A 17,566-nucleotide genomic window follows, 5' to 3' on the forward strand; every position below is an offset into this window, starting at 1 on the left:
AACACTCTCTTTAATCACGCCACCAGCAAGGAGACGAACGCTAAAAATGCAAAGCCAAAACCGGCCCAGGTGATGCGCGAGGTCGCCACAAAACGCAGACGCGCCATGCTGTTCTCGAACAGCGCAATCACCAGCACGCCGATAAGCAGCTTGATTGCAGCAACCACGACGGCCAGCACCAGGCCGCCCGCGGAAAAGTGCGTCATCTGCCCCCACGGGAAGAAGACGCCGACAAACATCTGCAACACCACCAGCTGCTTGAGGCTGATCCCCCACTTCAGTACCGCAAAGCCGTAGCCGCTGTATTCGGTGAGTGGCCCCTCCTGTAATTCCTGCTCGGCTTCCGCGAGATCGAACGGCAGTTTGCCCATCTCAATAAACGTGGCGAACGCGCAGGCGCAGAGTGCCAGCACCAGCGGAATGGAGCGGCTTACCGGCCAGTGATAAACGGTATGGGTGATAAAGCTGATATGGGTGGAGCCTGCGACCTGCGCGGCGACCCACAGCCCCAGCAGCAGGATCGGCTCAACCAGCACACCCAGCATCGCCTCGCGGCTGGCACCGAGGCCGGTAAACGGACTCCCGGTGTCCAGACCCGCAATCGCAAAGAAGAAACGGGCGATGGCGAAGAGGTAGATAAGCGTGATCAGATCGCCGAGCGCAGGCAGCGGTGAGCCCACCGTGACGACGGGCAGCGCGGTGGCGATGGTGAGCATCACGCCAACCATCACAAACGGCGTCAGGCGAAAGACCCAGCCTGCGGCATCGGGCGCCACGCTCTGGCGAGAGAGCAGCTTGAAGAGATCGCGGTACTCCTGGAGCACGCCAGGCCCGCGACGGTTGTGCATCCGGGCGCGCGCCACGCGCGTGATGCCCGAGAGCAGCGGCGCAACGGCAAACAGCACCAGCGCCTGAAGAATTGCCAGTAACAGACTCATGTCAGGCTCCTCGTGAAATCACAATGACCACCAGCACCGACAGCTCAATCAGCGCCAGACGGCGGAACAGTGCGGGCGCGGCAGCACTCTGCCAGCCCGGAACCCAACCCTGCGGGTTGAGCCAGTGGCGCAGCTTCAGCACGGCGGCGAAGTTCTCTTTTACCGGCATGGCGAAACCGTGGGCGGTGATGACCATTGACTGCTCGTGTTCGTAGCCGCAGGCCCAGGCTGCGCCGCGCGCACGGGAGGCGAGTCGATCGCGTTTAAAGAACAGCATCAGCACGAACGGCAGCAGCGGAGAGGCAATCAGCAGCAGGGCTATCATCGGTTGGGAAACGGTGGTTTGTGCCGTCTCAAGCGGCAACGGAATAGCGTTTCCGAGCAGCGGCAGCAGCCACGGCGCGGCAACCCCACCCGCAATGCAGCACAGCGCCAGCGCAACCACGCTGGTGGCCATCAATACCGGTGCACAGCAGGCATTTTCAGCCTCACGCGTGCGCGGTGCGCCAAGGAAGGTAACGCCGTAGACTTTCGCCATACACATCACCGCCAGCGCCCCGGTAATCGCCAGGCCGACCGCCAACATAGGGCCCAGCAAACGGCCGATAAACGCATCGCTCTGACCGAGCGCGAAGAAAGACTGGTAGATCACCCACTCGCCGGCAAAACCGTTCAGTGGCGGCAGCGCGGCCATCGCCATCAGCCCCACCAGCATCGCCAGGGAAATCACCGGCATCTTTTTGCCAATGCCGCCGAGCTTTTCGATATCCCGATGACCGGTGCGGAACCAGACGCTGCCCGCGCCGAGGAACAGGGTGCTTTTAAACAGGCTGTGGTTGACGAGGTGATACAGACCACCGATAAACCCGGCGGCAATCAACGCGGGCTGATTCAGCGCCAGACCGGTGACGCCCGCGCCAAGACCGAGCAGGATAATGCCGATATTTTCGAGCGTGTGGTACGCCAGCAAACGCTGGATGTTGTGCTCCATCAGCGCGTACAGGCCACCCACGAACGCGGTGATCATCCCGGCCAGCAGCAGAACGACACCCCACCACAGCGGCGGTTGCCCGCTGGTCAGCGTGAGTACCAAAATCCCGAATAAACCCACTTTCATCACCACCACAGAGAACAGCGCGGCGGCGGGCGCGGAGGCATTGGCATGCGCCTGCGGCACCCAGCCGTGCAGCGGGATGATCCCGGCGAGCAGGCCAAAGCCCACAACGCCCAGCAGCCAGACGTCATTCCCCAGCGGATGGCCGTTGAGCGCAGAGAAATCCAGCGTGCCAAAGCGTTGCCACACCAGCCAACTGGCCAGCGCCAGCAGCAGCGTGCCGAGGCGACCGAGAGCAAACCATAGCTTGCCGGAGGCGCTACAGCCCGTCAGGAACACGCCGCACAGGGCCATAATTTCGGCCATCACCACCAGCGCGCCAAGATTGCTGGCGATAACGGTGCAGACCGCCGTCGCCATGAGCAGGTTTACCAGCAGACCATTAGCTCTGGTGTGCTGGTGGCGGTGCCAGTCGATATTGAACAGGCTGACAAACAGCCCGCACAGACCGAACGTCACCAGCCAGATGGCATTCAGCGGCGTAATCTCAACGCTGTGACGAATCAGCGGCATCACGGCCTCTGTGGATTGCCCCCCCAGCAAAACGACACCGCCTGCCGCGAGCGTCATCAGGCTGCCGAGCGCCCCGCCGATACCGGCTATCCAGCCGCTCAGGATTTTATGGAAAGAGAAGAGCAGCGCCAGCACGGCGGCGGCCGCAAAGTACGCTACGGCGCTGTTAATCATGTCTATCGCGTTCATTTCGCCCCCTCGTTAAGCGCCTGCAGAAGTGAAAGATCGCCGACGTCGGTATTAATGGTCAGCTCGCGCTTGCGTTTGCTGGTACGGGCGATATCGCGGATGTTAACCAGAATGAGCGCCTTGGTCGGACAGGTCCGCACGCAGGCCGGTCCCTGTTCATCAAAGCTGCACAGGTCACACTTCACCGCCACGGCGCGGATGCCGGGAACCCAGTCCAGTAGCGTACTTACGCGAGCCGGAGCCGGTGGCGCGGGCGGCGCTTTCGGGGAGTTGGCATTGGCCGGAATGTGCAGCGGACGGCTGCCGGAAAATTCAATGGCGCCGAACGGGCAGGCAATGCCGCACAGCTTGCAGCTGACGCACAGGCTTTCGTTCAGCTGGACCGCGCCATCAACACGGGTGATGGCATTCACCGGACAAACACCCGCGCAGGGGGCATCTTCACAGTGGTGGCAGAGCTGCGGAGCAGACTCTTTTTCATTACGCATGACGCGAAGGCGCGGCATGGACTGCAGCCCGTGCAGGCGGTGGGTTTCCGAACACGCCGCCTCACAGGTTCGACAGCCAATACAGACCGTCGAGTCAGCAATTACAAAACGGTTCACCGGGCAATCCTCAGGTGATGGTCATTTTTGACGACGAAAAGCTGTCTTCTCGACACTTTTCGACACTCGGTTCTCAGGCAACGTTTGCGGAAGGGTTTCCGGCGATCAGCTGTTTCAGGTCGACCGGTAAGTCGTGTTCAACCGCGTGATAAAGCCCGTTGTAAACCGGCGCGATTTTCTCCAGATAGTGTTCAAGCACCTGCTGGCGATCGCGGTTGCTGACGTAGCCATCGACCATGCCGTCAGCCATCAGTTGCGCTTGCGCAATACACTGTTTTTCACCCTCTTTGTTCTCGACGTAGTACTCAATGGTGTGGCTGTTAAAGCTGTCTGCCAGGGTGACAAAGACCGTGAAGTGGCCGAAGAGGACAAAGCGCATATCGCCTTGCGCCGCACAACTCATCGCATGATGCAGACGCGCTTTTGACAGGGTGATCCCCTGAACCAGAGAGTTGCAGTAGAGGTGCCACTGCTCCTGTAGCTGCTGGTGGCGCTGCGCGATGTAATCCGCTTTTTCGCTGATTTCCCAAATAGTCATAAAAGGTATCCGGTTAATGGAGATAGCGGCTGTTAAGCAGATTCCGTGCCAGTTTTTAATTAACTGATTTTATTGGCCTTTAATTTCAAAACTGCTGTCAACGCGGCGGTGTCGACGTGTCATTTCGACAGCATTGACATCGTCACGCCCTGACAAAATACAGGCTGGCACTGTTATTGCATTACTGGGGCAATTCATTGAGGAGGCGTCATGCACGAAATCACCCTCTGCCAGCGAGCGCTTGAACTTATCGAACAGCAGGCAGTGCAAAACCACGCGAAACGCGTCACCGGCGTCTGGCTGAAGATCGGGGCATTTTCCTGCGTCGAGACCAGCGCCCTGACCTTCTGTTTTGAGCTGGTATGCCGCGGCACGCTGGCGGAAGGCTGCGAGCTGCATATCGACGAGCAGCAGGCGGAGTGCTGGTGCGAGCAGTGTCAGCAGTACGTCACGCTGCTCTCCTCAAAGGTTCAGCGCTGTCCGCAGTGCCAGCGTACCGGGCTGCGGATCGTGGCGGATGACGGTATGCAGATCCAACGCCTCGAAATCGAGAAGGAGTAATGTATGTGTAGTACCTGCGGTTGCGCCGAAGGCAACCTGTATATAGAAGGGGACGAACACCGCCCCCACTCCGCGTTTCGCTCCGCGCCCTTTTCCCCTGCCCCGCGTCCTGCGGCAGTTCTGACCGGCATTACCTTTGCGCCGCAACGCTCTGACGCGGGCGACCTGCACTACGGCCACGGCGAAGCGGGCACTCATGCGCCGGGCATGAGCCAGCGGCAGATGCTGGACGTCGAGATCAACGTGCTGGACAAAAATAACCAGCTCGCGGCCCGCAATCGCGCGCGCTTTGCCGCCCGCAAACAGCTGGTGCTGAACCTGGTCTCCAGCCCGGGTTCAGGCAAAACCACGCTGTTAACAGAAACACTCAAGCGCCTGAACAAACGCGTCTCTTGCGCGGTGATCGAGGGCGATCAGCAGACCGTAAACGATGCCGCGCGCATTCGTGAAACCGGCACCCCGGCGATTCAGGTCAACACGGGCAAAGGCTGCCATCTGGATGCGCAGATGATTGCTGATGCCGCACCGCGTTTGCCGCTTGAAGAGAGCGGCATCCTGTTTATTGAAAACGTCGGTAACCTCGTGTGCCCGGCGAGCTTTGACCTCGGCGAGCGCCACAAAGTCGCGGTACTCTCCGTCACCGAAGGGGAAGACAAGCCGCTGAAGTACCCGCATATGTTTGCCGCCGCCTCCCTGATGTTGCTGAACAAAGTCGACCTGCTGCCGTACCTGAATTTCGACGTGGAGAAATGCCTGGCGTATGCCCGCGAAGTGAATCCGGAGATTGCGATCGTGCTGGTCTCCGCCACGCGCGGCGACGGCATGGACGCATGGCTAAACTGGCTGGAGAGCGAACGATGTGCATAGGCGTACCCGGACAAATTCAGGCAATCGACGGTAACCAGGCCAGGGTGGAGGTCTGCGGTATATTGCGCGATGTGGATCTGACGCTGGTGGGCAGTACCGATGAAACCGGCGCGTCACGTCTCGGCCAGTGGGTGCTGGTCCATGTGGGCTTTGCAATGAGCGTGATTAACGAAGCGGAAGCCCGCGACACGCTGGATGCGCTGCAAAACATGTTTGACGTGGAGCCTGACGTGGGCGCCCTGCTGTACGGCGAGGAGCGGTAGCACATGCGTTACGTTGATGAATACCGCGCGCCAGAACAGGTACTGCAGCTTATCGGGCACCTGAAAACACGGGCGGCGCTGCTGAACAACACGAAAGAAAGGCCGCTGCGGATCATGGAGGTGTGCGGCGGACACACGCACGCCATCTTCAAATTTGGCCTCGACCAGCTACTGCCAGATAACATCGAGTTTATCCACGGCCCCGGCTGCCCGGTCTGCGTGTTGCCAATGGGCCGCATCGACAGCTGTATTGAAATTGCCAGCCAGCCTGACGTCATTTTCTGTACCTTTGGCGATGCGATGCGCGTGCCGGGGAAAAATGGCTCGCTGCTGCAGGCGAAAGCGCGCGGTGCGGACGTGCGGATCGTCTACTCGCCAATGGATGCCCTGACGCTGGCGAGGGATAACCCTGAGCGCAACGTCGTCTTTTTTGGGCTGGGTTTTGAAACCACTATGCCCGCGACGGCCATTACGCTGCAGCAGGCCAAAGCCCGCAACGTCACTAATTTTTTCTTTTTCTGTCAGCACATCACGCTCATTCCCACGCTGCGCAGCCTGCTGGAGGAGCCGGATAACGGTATCGACGCCTTTCTGGCCCCGGGACACGTCAGCATGGTGATTGGCACAGACGCCTACGGTTTCATCTCTGAACAGTACAATCGTCCGTTAGTGGTCGCTGGTTTCGAGCCACTTGATCTACTGCAAGGTGTGACCATGCTGGTTGAGCAGAAAATAGCGGCCCTGAGTGCGGTCGAAAACCAGTACCGCCGCGTGGTGCCCGATGCGGGAAATGAACGGGCCCAGCAGGCCATTGCCGACGTGTTTAGCGTTGAAGGCGACAGCGAGTGGCGCGGTCTGGGGCTGATTGCCGAATCCGGCGTGCGCCTCACGCCAGCCTATCGCGCGTTTGATGCAGAAACACATTTCCGCCCGCAGCCGCAGCAGGTGTGCGACGATCCCCGTTCTCGCTGTGGCGACGTGCTCACCGGTAAGTGTAAACCTCATCAATGCCCGTTATTTGGCAACACCTGTAACCCGCAAACCGCGTTTGGCGCGCTGATGGTCTCCTCCGAAGGGGCATGCGCCGCGTGGTATCAATATCGCAACCAGGAGTGTGAAGCATGAACACGGTGGAAATGGCGCACGGAAGCGGTGGACAGGCGATGCAGCAGTTGATTAACCGGCTGTTTATGGAGGCTTTTAACAACCCCTGGCTCGCCGAGCAGGAAGACCAGGCGCGCATCGCGCTCTCGACACTCACTGCCCAGGGCGACAGGCTGGCGTTCTCCACCGACAGCTACGTCATTGACCCGCTGTTTTTCCCGGGCGGTGATATCGGCAAGCTCGCCATCTGCGGCACGGCCAACGACGTTGCCGTCAGCGGCGCCATTCCGCGCTACCTCTCCTGCGGGTTTATCCTTGAAGAGGGGCTGCCGATGGAGACGCTCACGGCGGTGGTCAACAGCATGGCACAGACGGCGCGCGAGGCGGGGATCGCTGTCGTCACCGGCGATACCAAAGTGGTTCAGCGCGGCGCCGCCGACAAACTGTTTATCAACACCGCCGGGATGGGCGCGATCCCCGCCGACATCCACTGGGGCGCACAGCAACTTAGCGTGGGCGACGTTCTGCTGGTGAGCGGCACCCTGGGATGCCATGGCGCGACGATTCTTAATCTGCGTGAAGGGTTAGGGCTGGACGGCGAACTGCGTAGCGACTGTGCAGTGCTTACCCCGCTTATTCAGACGCTGCGCGCCATTCCTGGTGTGAAAGCCCTGCGCGACGCCACCCGTGGCGGCGTGAATGCCGTCGTCCACGAGTTCGCCGTAAGCTGCGGGTGCGGGATTGAACTGACCGAGCGTGGTCTGCCTGTCAAACCCGCCGTACGCGGGCTGTGCGAGATGCTAGGGCTTGATCCCCTCAACTTTGCGAACGAAGGCAAGCTGGTGATCGGCGTTGAACGCGCAGCGGCGGAATCTGTCCTGGCCGGGCTGCGGTCGCATCCATTAGGGAAAGATGCCGCCATCATTGGGGAAGTGGTTGAGCGCAAAGGGGTGCGCCTGACCGGGCTTTACGGCGTGAAGCGCACACTGGATCTGCCGCACGCTGAACCGTTACCCCGAATTTGCTAGAACCGCGCCATAAGCGGTCAGCACTGAATGTCTCTTTTCTGCCAGTTTCAATTGGAAAGCAATAATGCCGTATACACCGATGAGCGATCTTGGACAGCAGGGCCTGTTTGATATCACGCGCACACTTTTACAGCAGCCCGATCTCAGCGCGCTAAGCGATGCTTTGACGCGACTGGTCAGGCAATCAGCCCTGGCAGACAGCGCCGCAATTGTGCTCTGGCATAGCGGAACGCAACGCGCGAGCTACTACTCAACGCGTGATAATGGCAAAACGTTTGAATACGAAGATGAAACGTATCTGGCGCATGGTCCGGTGCGCCGCATTCTCTCCCGTCCGGAAGCCCTGCACTGCAATTTTGAGGAGTTCAGGATGGCGTGGCCGCGGCTTGCCGGGAGCAACCTCTATCAGCCTTTTGGCCACTACAGCATGCTGCCGCTGGCGGCGGAGGGCCATATCTTTGGCGGCTGCGAGTTCATCCGCACGACCGACCGGCCCTGGAGCGAAGCGGAGTACGAGCGTCTGCACACCTTTACCCAGATTGTGGCCGTGGTGGCAGAGCAGATCCAAAGTCGCGTCACCAATAACGTGGATTACGACCTGTTGAGCCGCGAGCGCGATAACTTCCGCATCCTGGTGGCAATCACTAACGCCGTGCTGTCACGTCTCGATATGGATGAGCTGGTCAGCGAAGTCTCAAAAGAGATCCACCACTATTTCAAAATCGACGCTATCAGTATTGCGCTGCGGGGGCATCGCAAGGGCAAGCTGAATATCTATTCCACGCACTATCTCGATGAAGCCAACCCGGCGCATGAGCAAAGTGAAGTGGATGAAGCGGGCACCCTTTCTGAACGGGTATTCAAAAGCAAAGAGATCCTCCTGCTTAACCTGAGCGAACAGGATCCGGTGGCGCCGTATGAGCGAATGCTGTTTAACACCTGGGGCAATAAGATCCAGACCCTGTGCCTGCTACCGCTGATGTCCGGCAACACCATGCTTGGCGTGCTGAAACTGGCGCAGTGTGATGAAGCCGTGTTTACCACCGCCAACCTGAAGCTGCTGCGTCAGATTGCCGAGCGTATCTCCATCGCGCTGGATAACGCCCTCGCCTATCAGGAGATCCATCGCCTGAAAGAGCGGCTGGTGGACGAGAACCTGGCCCTGACCGAGCAGCTTAATAATGTGGACAGCGAGTTTGGCGAAATCATCGGGCGCAGCGATGCGATGTACAGCGTCCTCAAGCAGGTGGAAATGGTGGCGCAGAGCGACAGCACGGTGCTGATTTTGGGTGAAACCGGCACGGGTAAAGAGCTGATTGCCAGAGCCATCCACAACCTGAGCAATCGCAACAGCCGCCGGATGGTGAAGATGAACTGCGCGGCGATGCCTGCGGGCCTGCTGGAAAGTGACCTCTTCGGCCACGAGCGCGGCGCATTTACCGGGGCCAGCAGCCAGCGCCTGGGGCGTTTTGAACTGGCCGATAAAAGCTCGCTGTTCCTCGACGAAGTGGGCGATATGCCGCTGGAGTTGCAGCCTAAACTGCTGCGCGTCTTGCAGGAGCAGGAGTTTGAGCGCCTTGGCAGCAACAAGCTTATCCAGACTGACGTGCGGCTGATTGCCGCCACCAACCGCGACCTGAAAAAAATGGTCGCCGACCGCGAATTCAGAAGCGATCTCTACTATCGCCTGAACGTCTTCCCGATCTGCCTGCCCCCGCTGCGCGAACGTCCGGAAGATATCCCCCTGCTGGTAAAAGCCTTTACCGCGAAGATCGCCCGCCGAATGGGGCGAAATATTGACAGTATTCCTGCCGAAACGCTACGCACCCTCTCGTCGATGGAGTGGCCGGGTAACGTCCGCGAACTGGAAAACGTCATTGAGCGTGCGGTGCTGCTCACGCGTGGCAATGTGCTGCAACTCTCCCTGCCGGAGGTTTCTCTGCCTGAAACGACCGTGACCGCAGCCGAGATCGCAAAAGAGGGAGAAGATGAATATCAGCTCATTATGCGCGTGCTGAAAGAGACGAACGGCGTGGTTGCCGGCCCGAAAGGGGCTGCCCAGCGTTTAGGCTTAAAACGCACGACCCTGCTGTCGCGCATGAAGCGCCTCGGGATTGATAAAGAGAACCTGCTGTAAGTCCGCAATCTGGCGGTGTTATTCTGGCACCGCCTTTTGTCACCCTGCGCAATTGTCCCTCATTGACACAAAATCGTTTCCTCTGTATAAAATTCCGCCTTAATAATGAGTTTCATTTGCATCAAAAAATAATTTTAATGAAGGGTAGCGTTTAATGAAAAAGGTCATCTGCGCGTTGGGCCTGGCGATTGCGTCGGTCAGTTCTGCTCTGGCAACCACATATCCTCTGACCATTGAAAACTGTGGTTATAAAGAGACCTTCACCAAAGCGCCGGAACGCGTCGTGGCCCTGGGTCAGAATACCGTCGAAATTTTGCTCCTGCTCGGCCTGCAGGATAAGGTGAAGGCCAGCGCCTTCTGGCCGACCAAAGTGCTGCCGCAGCTGGCTGAACAGAACGCAAAAATCAAAACCCTGACGGTAGAAATCCCTACGCTTGAATCTATCCTTGCGCAAAATCCTGATTTTGTACCTGCCCAGCTTCCTCTGTTACTTGGGCCTGAGAGTAAGGTCGCAAAACGTGAAGATTTGGCGACCGTCGGTGTGAATAGCTACGTCTCACCGGGCATGTGCGCGACCAAAAAAGCCACAGGAGATATGTACGGCAGCCGCCAGAAGCTGTGGGACATGACCTATCTCTATAAGGAGATTGAGGATTTTGCCAAAATCTTTAACGTGGAAGATCGCGGCCAGGCCGTCATTGCCGATTTCAAAAAACGTGAGGCTGACCTGCGCCAGGAGTTTGGTAAAAACAAAAAGGACCTCTCCTTTGTTTTCTGGTTCTCAAGCTCCTCTCCTTCGGCTGATGCTTACGTCGGCGGTAAAAACAGCGCCTCCGGATTTATTGCCAACGTGCTGGGCGGGCACAACGCCATTACATCTGAAACCGAATGGCCAACCGTGGGCTGGGAAAGCATTATTGCCGCTAATCCGGATGTGATTGTGGTCTCCAGTCTGGACCGTAACCGCTGGGCGCTGGATAACGCGGAAGAAAAAATCAAATTCCTGAAAAACGATCCTGCCGTCAGCCAGCTTGATGCCGTCAAAAAAGGCCATATCGTGGTGATGGACGGCCAGGCGATGAACCCAACGATTCGTACAATTTACGGTGCTGAACAGGTGGGTGAACAGCTCAGAAAACTGGGGCTGAACTGATGACAGCCGCTGTACTTCAGGCCCGCCAGGGCCTGTTCCTGACCACGTCTGCTCTGCTTGCCATTGTACTGTTGTTTCTGGTCATCGCCCTTGGCGTCAGCGTCGGTGAACTGTCCATCCCGCTGGATAACGTGTTTTATGCTATCAGCAATAAAATGGGGCTCACCGAGGTTCCGCTCAACCGCATCTATGAGAGCGTTATCTGGGACTTTCGTCTGAGCCGTGCGCTGGTTGCTGCCTGCTGTGGCGCCGGGCTAGCCATCTGCGGTGCCGTCCTGCAAAGTCTGTTGAAGAACGCGCTGGCGGAACCCTATGTTCTCGGCGTGTCTGCGGGGGCCTCAACCGGAGCGGTTTCCGTCGTGGTGCTGGGTGTGGGAACGGGAGCCGTTTCGCTGTCTGCGGGGGCCTTCGCGGGTGCCTTCGCCGCCTTTGCATTTGTCGCTTTTCTGACGAACGGCGCGCGCGGCGGCAATGAACGCACTATTCTGGCAGGCGTTGCGGCTTCGCAGTTGTTCAATGCCATTACCGCCTACACCATCAGCACGTCAGCCAGCGCACAGCAGGCGCGAGATGTCATGTTCTGGCTGCTGGGCAGCTTCAGCGGCGTACGCTGGCCGGAATTCCAGCTGGTACTGGTGGTGGTCCTGCTGGGGTTAGCCGTTTGCCTCTTCTATTCCCGGGCGCTGGATGCCTTTACGTTCGGTGACGACGCTGCCGCATCGCTGGGGATTGCCGTTCCCTGGGTACGCCTGGCGTTATTTATCACGACCGCACTGATTACCGCGACCATCGTCAGTATGGCAGGCTCCATCGGCTTTGTGGGGCTGGTGGTTCCGCACGTCATGCGTTTCCTGTTCGGACCTTTGCATCGCACGCTGCTCATTGCCAGCGCGCTGGCCGGGGCGATCCTGATGGTGCTGGCAGACATTGCCTCACGCATGCTGATTGCGCCGCAAAGCCTGCCCGTCGGCGTAGTGACCGCACTGGTGGGCGTTCCCTTCTTTGCCGTGATTATTTACCGTTCAAGGAATAAGTGATGAGTATCTGCGCTGAAAATATTACCTGGAAGGTCGGCAAAAAGGCGATCGTCAATGACGTCTCGCTGAAGGTCTCCCGGGGGGAAACCGTCGGCCTGCTGGGCCCAAACGGCTGCGGAAAATCGTCTCTTTTGCGTATCCTCGCGGGACTGCGTCGCCCGGATGCGGGCCGCGTGACGCTGGACGGGCAGGACATCTCCCGCATCGCCAAAAAGCAGCTTGCCCGCCGGGTAGCGTTCGTTGAGCAGCACGGGATGACCGACGCCAACATGCGCGTGCGCGACGTGGTGAAACTTGGACGAATTCCGCACCACTCTGCTTTTTCCAACTGGAGCACGCACGATGACGAGACCGTCACGGCGGCACTGCAACGCGTGGATATGCTGGATAAAAGCGACCAGGGCTGGCTGAGCCTCTCCGGCGGAGAGCGCCAGCGGGTGCACATTGCCCGCGCGCTGGCCCAGACCCCAACGGAAATCCTGCTGGACGAACCGACCAACCACCTGGACATTCATCATCAGATGCAGCTGATGCAGTTGATCAGCGAATTACCGGTCACCAGCATTGTCGCTATCCACGATCTCAACCACGCCTCAATGTTCTGCGACTCGCTGATTGTGATGCAGAAGGGGCAAATTGTGGCGACGGGGACACCTCAGGACATCTTATCCGAGTCATTGCTGTGGGATGTTTTCCGGGTCAAAACCAAAATTGAGATCTCGCCGTTCCATGGCAAAAAGCACATCCACTTTATCGTTTAGGGGCGCGTAAATCACAATGCTCCTTCGCCCAGCCGCCACGCTCTGGCCGCCCGTCTTACTGGGTAGCCAGTTTGTTTTCAACATTGGCTTTTACGCCGTCGTTCCTTTCCTGGCGATATTCCTGCGCGACGACATGCTGCTCTCCGGCGGACTGATCGGGCTGATTCTGGGCCTGCGCACCTTCTCCCAGCAGGGGATGTTTATCGTTGGTGGTGCCCTCTCGGACCGGTTTGGCGCGAAAGTGGTTATCTTCAGCGGCTGTATTGTTCGTGTTTCAGGTTATCTGCTGCTGGCCTTCGGGGAATCGCTCTCGCCGATTATTGTGGGCGCATGTCTGACGGGCATCGGCGGCGCATTATTTTCCCCTTCGATTGAGGCATTGCTGGCCAAAGCGGGCACGCACAGTGAGGCGAAAGGGACACGAAGCCGGGCGGAGTGGTTTGCACTGTTTGCAGTCTGCGGGGAACTCGGCGCGGTACTGGGCCCGGTTGCTGGCGCCCTGTTAACGGGGCTTGGCTTCCGCCAGGTGGCGCTGGCGGGTGCAGGAGTCTTTATTATTGCGTTAGTGGTGCTCTACTTCTGCCTTCCTGCTTCTGGCCGCCGTTCACAAACGCTGAAAATACAGCCCTGGTGGACAACCTTCCGCCAGCCTCGCTTCGTCGCCTTCATCATTGCCTATAGCTCATGGCTGTTAAGCTACAACCAGCTTTATCTGGCGCTGCCGGTGGAGATCCAGCGATCTGGTGGTAACGAGAAAGATCTCGGTCCGCTTTTTATGCTCGCCTCCGTGCTGATCATTACCTTACAGCTGCCGCTGGCACGCTTTGCCCGCCGCGTGGGCGCGGTGAGGATCCTGCCGGTGGGCTTTTTGCTGCTTTCTACGGCCTTTGCGAGCGTAGCGATGTTTGCAGCGACTGAACCGCCGGAGGGCTGGTTGCGGTTGCTGCCGTCGGTCTTATTTGTCACGTTACTGACGCTGGGACAAATGCTGCTGGTCCCCTCGGCAAAAGATCTCATTCCGCGGTTCGCCGAGGAATCAACGTTGGGGGCGCATTATGGTGCTCTCGCCACCGCCGGAGGGATTGCGGTACTGGCGGGAAATTTGTTGTTTGGCAGTCTGCTGGATCGCGCGCTGGTGCCTTCGGCTCAGGCAATATACCCCTGGCTGCTGCTGGCCCTCTTCCCGTTATGCAGCGCCCTGGCCCTGCAGGTAATTTGCCGCCCGCTGCGAAGCTGAACGGCTCACTTTTTCGGGCGATACTTTTCCGGTAATTCCGGCACCGGACGACGATCGTCAATCAGATGACGAACGGTCAGGATAGGATGACGCCATAACATGCGTGGCCCCGCCCAGCGCATAATCTGCTTCATTTCTTCCCGCTTTGCGGGCTGGTAGCAGTGTACCGGACACTGTTTACAGGCAGGCTTTTCTTCACCAAAAACACACTTATCCAGGCGCTTATCGGCATACGCGTTCAGCGCCTGATAATGCCCCTCTTCCCGAGACGCCTGCGGACACTGCTTTTCAAACAACGCGATCATTTTCGCGATAGTCTCTTTTTCTCGTGATATGCGTTTACCGGACATAGCGACTTACCGATTAATAAGATGCATCGATAATACTCTTTTAAACCCTGAATTTCAGTTGTTGCATTCCGTTTTCTGAAGCCTGATTCCAGCATTAATGCTACACCTCCTGAAAATCACGGGTATTTTATACAGGCATCAGGAGTGACCGTTGTCCGTATTGTCTGGAGGTTCTATGCAAGAGATCGCGACTGGCAAACCCTACCGCCATTTAAAAGTGGGATATTTCAGAAAACGTCACGAGGATCGAAAAACTAAGATACCTAAGCGTTACAGCGTACATGCGGCGTTGAGCTTAAAAGGGGACTGGCTTGAAAAGGCGGGCTTTACTACCAACGCCCAGGTCAGGGTGGGCGTGGAGCATGGCAAAATTGTCATCGAGTTGATGCCGGAAGGCACCTCGTAAAGCCGCGACATTTTTCTGCGACATCGCTTTTTTTCATGCGACAATAGCAGGAACTAACGGCCACTGAGCCGCTCAAAACGGTTTCTTTTCAAAGAAATGGACATCATAACTCCATGAGCACAATAGACAATTTCGACGCACATACGCCGATGATGCAGCAGTATCTGAAGCTGAAAGCACAGCATCCGGAAATCCTGCTGTTTTACCGTATGGGCGATTTTTACGAGCTGTTTTATGACGATGCCAAACGTGCATCGCAGTTGCTCGACATTTCGCTGACCAAACGTGGCGCATCGGCAGGTGAGCCCATCCCGATGGCAGGCATCCCGCACCATGCGGTAGAGAACTACCTGGCCAAACTGGTCAATCAGGGAGAATCCGTCGCCATTTGCGAACAGATTGGCGATCCGGCGACGTCGAAGGGGCCGGTTGAACGCAAAGTCGTGCGCATCGTCACGCCAGGTACCATCAGTGATGAAGCCCTGCTTCAGGAGCGCCAGGATAACCTGCTGGCGGCGCTGTGGCAGGACGGCAAAGGGTTTGGTTATGCCACACTGGACATCAGCTCCGGGCGTTTTCGTCTGAGTGAACCCGCTGACCGTGAAACGATGGCTGCCGAATTGCAGCGCACCAACCCGGCTGAGCTGCTCTATGCCGAAGATTTCGCCGAGATGGCGCTGATTGAAGGTCGCCGAGGTTTACGCCGTCGCCCGCTGTGGGAATTCGAAATAGATACCGCGCGCCAGCAGCTGAATCTGCAGTTTGGCACCCGCGACTTGATCGGTTTTGGCGTTGAAAATGCGCCGCGCGGGTTGTGTGCAGCAGGTTGCCTGCTGCAATACGTGAAAGACACCCAACGCACCGCCCTGCCGCATATCCGTTCTATCACCATGGAGCGCCAACAGGACAGCATCATCATGGATGCCGCCACGCGCCGCAACCTGGAGATCACGCAGAACCTGGCGGGTGGCATAGAAAATACCCTCGCGTCGGTCCTCGACAGCACGGTGACGCCGATGGGGAGCCGTATGCTGAAACGCTGGCTGCATATGCCCATTCGCGATACGAATACGCTTGTCTGCCGTCAACAGACGATTGCCGCATTGCAGGATCGTTACACCGAGCTGCAGCCCGTTCTGCGCCAGGTGGGCGATCTCGAGCGTATCCTTGCCCGTCTGGCATTGCGCACCGCGCGCCCACGCGATCTCGCACGTATGCGTCATGCTTTCCAGCAGTTACCGGAACTGCGTGCTCAGTTGAGCGACGTTGACAGCGCTCCGGTTCAGAAACTCCGTGAAACGATGGGCGAGTTTACCGAGCTTCGCGAACTGCTGGAACGCGCCATTATCGATGCGCCTCCGGTTCTGGTGCGTGACGGCGGCGTCATTGCCCCTGGCTACAACGAGGAGCTGGACGAATGGCGGGCGCTGGCAGACGGTGCAACGGATTATCTTGATAAACTGGAAATCCGCGAGCGCGAGCGTCTTGGGCTCGACACCCTGAAAGTGGGGTATAACGCGGTACACGGTTACTATATTCAGATCAGCCGCGGGCAGAGCCATCTGGCACCAATTCACTACGTCCGTCGTCAGACGTTGAAAAACGCCGAGCGCTACATTATTCCCGAGCTGAAAGAGTACGAAGACAAAGTGCTCACCTCGAAAGGTAAAGCGCTGGCGCTGGAAAAACAGCTGTATGAAGAGCTGTTTGACATGCTGATGCCACACCTGGCCGATCTGCAGCTTAGCGCCAGCGCGCTGGCGGAGCTGGATGTGCTGGTGAACCTGGCTGAACGCGCGGAAACGCTGAACTATACCTGTCCGACCTTTACCGACAAGCCCGGTATCCGCATCACTGAAGGCCGTCACCCGGTGGTCGAGCAGGTACTGAATGAGCCGTTCATCGCCAACCCGCTGAACCTCTCGCCGCAGCGAAGAATGCTGATCATTACCGGGCCAAACATGGGCGGTAAAAGTACCTATATGCGCCAGACCGCTTTGATTGCGCTGCTCGCCTATATCGGCAGCTACGTCCCGGCGCAACACGTTGAGATTGGCCCTATCGACCGTATCTTTACCCGCGTCGGGGCGGCAGACGATCTGGCGAGCGGTCGCTCAACCTTTATGGTGGAGATGACCGAAACGGCTAACATTCTGCACAACGCGACGGAACACAGTCTGGTGCTGATGGACGAAGTCGGACGCGGAACATCAACCTACGATGGCCTGTCGTTGGCATGGGCCTGCGCTGAAAGCCTCGCGAACAAAATCAAAGCCATGACGCTGTTCGCCACCCATTACTTCGAGCTGACGCAGCTACCGGAGAAGATGGAAGGGGTGGCTAACGTCCACCTTGATGCGCTGGAACACGGCGATACCATCGCCTTCATGCACACGGTGCAGGACGGTGCGGCGAGCAAGAGCTATGGCCTGGCCGTCGCGGCGCTGGCTGGCGTACCGAAAGAGGTAATTAAGCGCGCGCGTCAGAAACTGCGTGAGCTGGAAAGCCTGTCACCGAATGCGGCGGCGACGCAGATTGATGGCACGCAGATGTCGCTGCTGGTGCCTGCGGAAGAGACGTCGCCTGCGGTGGAAGCACTTGAGAATCTCGACCCGGATTCACTGACGCCGCGTCAGGCGCTGGAGTGGATTTATCGGTTGAAGAGTCTGGTTTAGTTCTCTGCGGTCTTTATTGCCCGGTGGCGCTGCGCTTACCGGGCCTACGGGTTTTGTAGGCCGGGTAAGGCGAAGCCGCCACCCGGCTTT

General features: G+C 58.2%; 17 protein-coding genes. 12 read left to right on the forward strand and 5 right to left on the reverse strand.

Going from position 1 to position 17,566, the window contains the following annotated elements; all coding sequences use genetic code 11:
* Positions 1 to 14: 14 nt before the first annotated feature.
* The 4 genes from L3068_RS17995 to hycA form a co-directional block, all read right to left on the reverse strand.
* The gene (locus L3068_RS17995; RefSeq protein ID WP_023331167.1) at positions 15 to 938 is read right to left on the reverse strand and encodes a respiratory chain complex I subunit 1 family protein; all 924 of its coding nucleotides are present in this window, start codon (positions 936 to 938) and stop codon (positions 15 to 17) included.
* Position 939: 1 nt separating this feature from the next.
* A complete protein-coding gene (gene hycC / locus L3068_RS18000) occupies positions 940 to 2,754 on the reverse strand; it encodes a formate hydrogenlyase subunit 3 (protein ID WP_045134146.1) in 1,815 nt (604 codons plus the stop codon).
* Positions 2,751 to 3,359 (reverse strand): 4Fe-4S dicluster domain-containing protein, encoded by a 609-nt coding sequence (locus L3068_RS18005; protein WP_023331169.1) that lies wholly within the window; start codon positions 3,357 to 3,359, stop codon positions 2,751 to 2,753. Before L3068_RS18005 ends, hycC begins: the two co-directional genes overlap by 4 nt.
* A gap of 73 nt (positions 3,360 to 3,432) precedes the next feature.
* Positions 3,433 to 3,897, reverse strand: coding sequence for a formate hydrogenlyase regulator HycA (gene hycA / locus L3068_RS18010; RefSeq protein ID WP_014885007.1), 465 nt, complete (start codon positions 3,895 to 3,897; stop codon positions 3,433 to 3,435).
* 210 nt (positions 3,898 to 4,107) lie between these two features.
* Between hycA and hypA the strand changes: the two genes are divergently transcribed.
* From hypA to L3068_RS18060, 10 genes are all read left to right on the forward strand, one after another.
* A complete protein-coding gene (hypA, locus tag L3068_RS18015; RefSeq protein ID WP_032635694.1) occupies positions 4,108 to 4,458 on the forward strand; it encodes a hydrogenase maturation nickel metallochaperone HypA in 351 nt (116 codons plus the stop codon).
* Between the two features lie 3 nt (positions 4,459 to 4,461).
* Positions 4,462 to 5,325, forward strand: a complete 864-nt coding sequence (gene hypB / locus L3068_RS18020; RefSeq protein WP_023331171.1) for a hydrogenase nickel incorporation protein HypB — start codon at positions 4,462 to 4,464, stop codon at positions 5,323 to 5,325.
* On the forward strand, positions 5,316 to 5,588 hold the full coding sequence (locus L3068_RS18025; RefSeq protein ID WP_014885010.1) for a HypC/HybG/HupF family hydrogenase formation chaperone: 273 nt from the start codon (positions 5,316 to 5,318) through the stop codon (positions 5,586 to 5,588). The genes hypB and L3068_RS18025 overlap by 10 nt, the downstream gene beginning before the upstream one ends.
* Positions 5,589 to 5,591: 3 nt before the next feature.
* Entirely contained in the window at positions 5,592 to 6,713 is a 1,122-nt protein-coding gene (gene hypD / locus L3068_RS18030) for a hydrogenase formation protein HypD (protein ID WP_023331172.1), read from the forward strand.
* Entirely contained in the window at positions 6,710 to 7,720 is a 1,011-nt protein-coding gene (hypE, locus tag L3068_RS18035; RefSeq protein ID WP_023331173.1) for a hydrogenase expression/formation protein HypE, read from the forward strand. The genes hypD and hypE overlap by 4 nt, the downstream gene beginning before the upstream one ends.
* Positions 7,721 to 7,784: 64 nt before the next feature.
* Entirely contained in the window at positions 7,785 to 9,857 is a 2,073-nt protein-coding gene (gene flhA, locus L3068_RS18040) for a formate hydrogenlyase transcriptional activator FlhA (protein ID WP_023331174.1), read from the forward strand.
* 154 nt (positions 9,858 to 10,011) lie between these two features.
* Positions 10,012 to 11,010 (forward strand): siderophore ABC transporter substrate-binding protein EitA, encoded by a 999-nt coding sequence (gene eitA, locus L3068_RS18045; protein ID WP_023331175.1) that lies wholly within the window; start codon positions 10,012 to 10,014, stop codon positions 11,008 to 11,010.
* On the forward strand, positions 11,010 to 12,047 hold the full coding sequence (locus L3068_RS18050; protein ID WP_045282199.1) for a FecCD family ABC transporter permease: 1,038 nt from the start codon (positions 11,010 to 11,012) through the stop codon (positions 12,045 to 12,047). The genes eitA and L3068_RS18050 overlap by 1 nt, the downstream gene beginning before the upstream one ends.
* On the forward strand, positions 12,047 to 12,808 hold the full coding sequence (eitC, locus tag L3068_RS18055) for a siderophore ABC transporter ATP-binding protein EitC (RefSeq protein WP_014885015.1): 762 nt from the start codon (positions 12,047 to 12,049) through the stop codon (positions 12,806 to 12,808). The genes L3068_RS18050 and eitC overlap by 1 nt, the downstream gene beginning before the upstream one ends.
* A 16-nt stretch (positions 12,809 to 12,824) precedes the next feature.
* Positions 12,825 to 14,045, forward strand: coding sequence for an MDR family MFS transporter (locus tag L3068_RS18060; RefSeq protein WP_117580984.1), 1,221 nt, complete (start codon positions 12,825 to 12,827; stop codon positions 14,043 to 14,045).
* 5 nt (positions 14,046 to 14,050) lie between these two features.
* On the opposite strand, the gene L3068_RS18065 is transcribed toward L3068_RS18060, so the two are convergent.
* On the reverse strand, positions 14,051 to 14,395 hold the full coding sequence (locus L3068_RS18065; RefSeq protein ID WP_050862110.1) for a nitrous oxide-stimulated promoter family protein: 345 nt from the start codon (positions 14,393 to 14,395) through the stop codon (positions 14,051 to 14,053).
* A gap of 175 nt (positions 14,396 to 14,570) precedes the next feature.
* Here L3068_RS18065 and L3068_RS18070 point away from each other — a divergent pair, with 175 nt between their 5' ends.
* Together L3068_RS18070 and mutS are read left to right on the forward strand one after the other, a co-directional pair.
* Positions 14,571 to 14,801 (forward strand): SymE family type I addiction module toxin, encoded by a 231-nt coding sequence (locus L3068_RS18070; protein WP_014885018.1) that lies wholly within the window; start codon positions 14,571 to 14,573, stop codon positions 14,799 to 14,801.
* A 113-nt stretch (positions 14,802 to 14,914) separates the two neighbouring features.
* Positions 14,915 to 17,476, forward strand: a complete 2,562-nt coding sequence (gene mutS, locus L3068_RS18075) for a DNA mismatch repair protein MutS (RefSeq protein WP_023331179.1) — start codon at positions 14,915 to 14,917, stop codon at positions 17,474 to 17,476.
* The last annotated feature ends 90 nt before the right edge of the window (positions 17,477 to 17,566 follow it).

This window comes from Enterobacter cloacae complex sp. ECL414, from assembly GCF_021869685.1.
Lineage (GTDB): Bacteria > Pseudomonadota > Gammaproteobacteria > Enterobacterales > Enterobacteriaceae > Enterobacter > Enterobacter kobei.

Bases quoted from the DNA above. Each gene is read 5' to 3' on its own strand.
- L3068_RS18065 (WP_050862110.1), bottom strand. From the start codon at position 14,395: ATGTCCGGTAAACGCATATCACGAGAAAAAGAGACTATCGCGAAAATG.
- flhA (WP_023331174.1), top strand. From the start codon at position 7,785: ATGCCGTATACACCGATGAGCGATCTTGGACAGCAGGGCCTGTTTGAT.
- L3068_RS18050 (WP_045282199.1), top strand. From the start codon at position 11,010: ATGACAGCCGCTGTACTTCAGGCCCGCCAGGGCCTGTTCCTGACCACG.
- hypD (WP_023331172.1), top strand. From the start codon at position 5,592: ATGCGTTACGTTGATGAATACCGCGCGCCAGAACAGGTACTGCAGCTT.
- hypB (WP_023331171.1), top strand. From the start codon at position 4,462: ATGTGTAGTACCTGCGGTTGCGCCGAAGGCAACCTGTATATAGAAGGG.
- eitC (WP_014885015.1), top strand. From the start codon at position 12,047: ATGAGTATCTGCGCTGAAAATATTACCTGGAAGGTCGGCAAAAAGGCG.
- hypA (WP_032635694.1), top strand. From the start codon at position 4,108: ATGCACGAAATCACCCTCTGCCAGCGAGCGCTTGAACTTATCGAACAG.
- mutS (WP_023331179.1), top strand. From the start codon at position 14,915: ATGAGCACAATAGACAATTTCGACGCACATACGCCGATGATGCAGCAG.
- L3068_RS18070 (WP_014885018.1), top strand. From the start codon at position 14,571: ATGCAAGAGATCGCGACTGGCAAACCCTACCGCCATTTAAAAGTGGGA.
- hycA (WP_014885007.1), bottom strand. From the start codon at position 3,897: ATGACTATTTGGGAAATCAGCGAAAAAGCGGATTACATCGCGCAGCGC.
- L3068_RS17995 (WP_023331167.1), bottom strand. From the start codon at position 938: ATGAGTCTGTTACTGGCAATTCTTCAGGCGCTGGTGCTGTTTGCCGTT.
- hypE (WP_023331173.1), top strand. From the start codon at position 6,710: ATGAACACGGTGGAAATGGCGCACGGAAGCGGTGGACAGGCGATGCAG.
- L3068_RS18025 (WP_014885010.1), top strand. From the start codon at position 5,316: ATGTGCATAGGCGTACCCGGACAAATTCAGGCAATCGACGGTAACCAG.
- L3068_RS18060 (WP_117580984.1), top strand. From the start codon at position 12,825: ATGCTCCTTCGCCCAGCCGCCACGCTCTGGCCGCCCGTCTTACTGGGT.
- hycC (WP_045134146.1), bottom strand. From the start codon at position 2,754: ATGAACGCGATAGACATGATTAACAGCGCCGTAGCGTACTTTGCGGCC.
- eitA (WP_023331175.1), top strand. From the start codon at position 10,012: ATGAAAAAGGTCATCTGCGCGTTGGGCCTGGCGATTGCGTCGGTCAGT.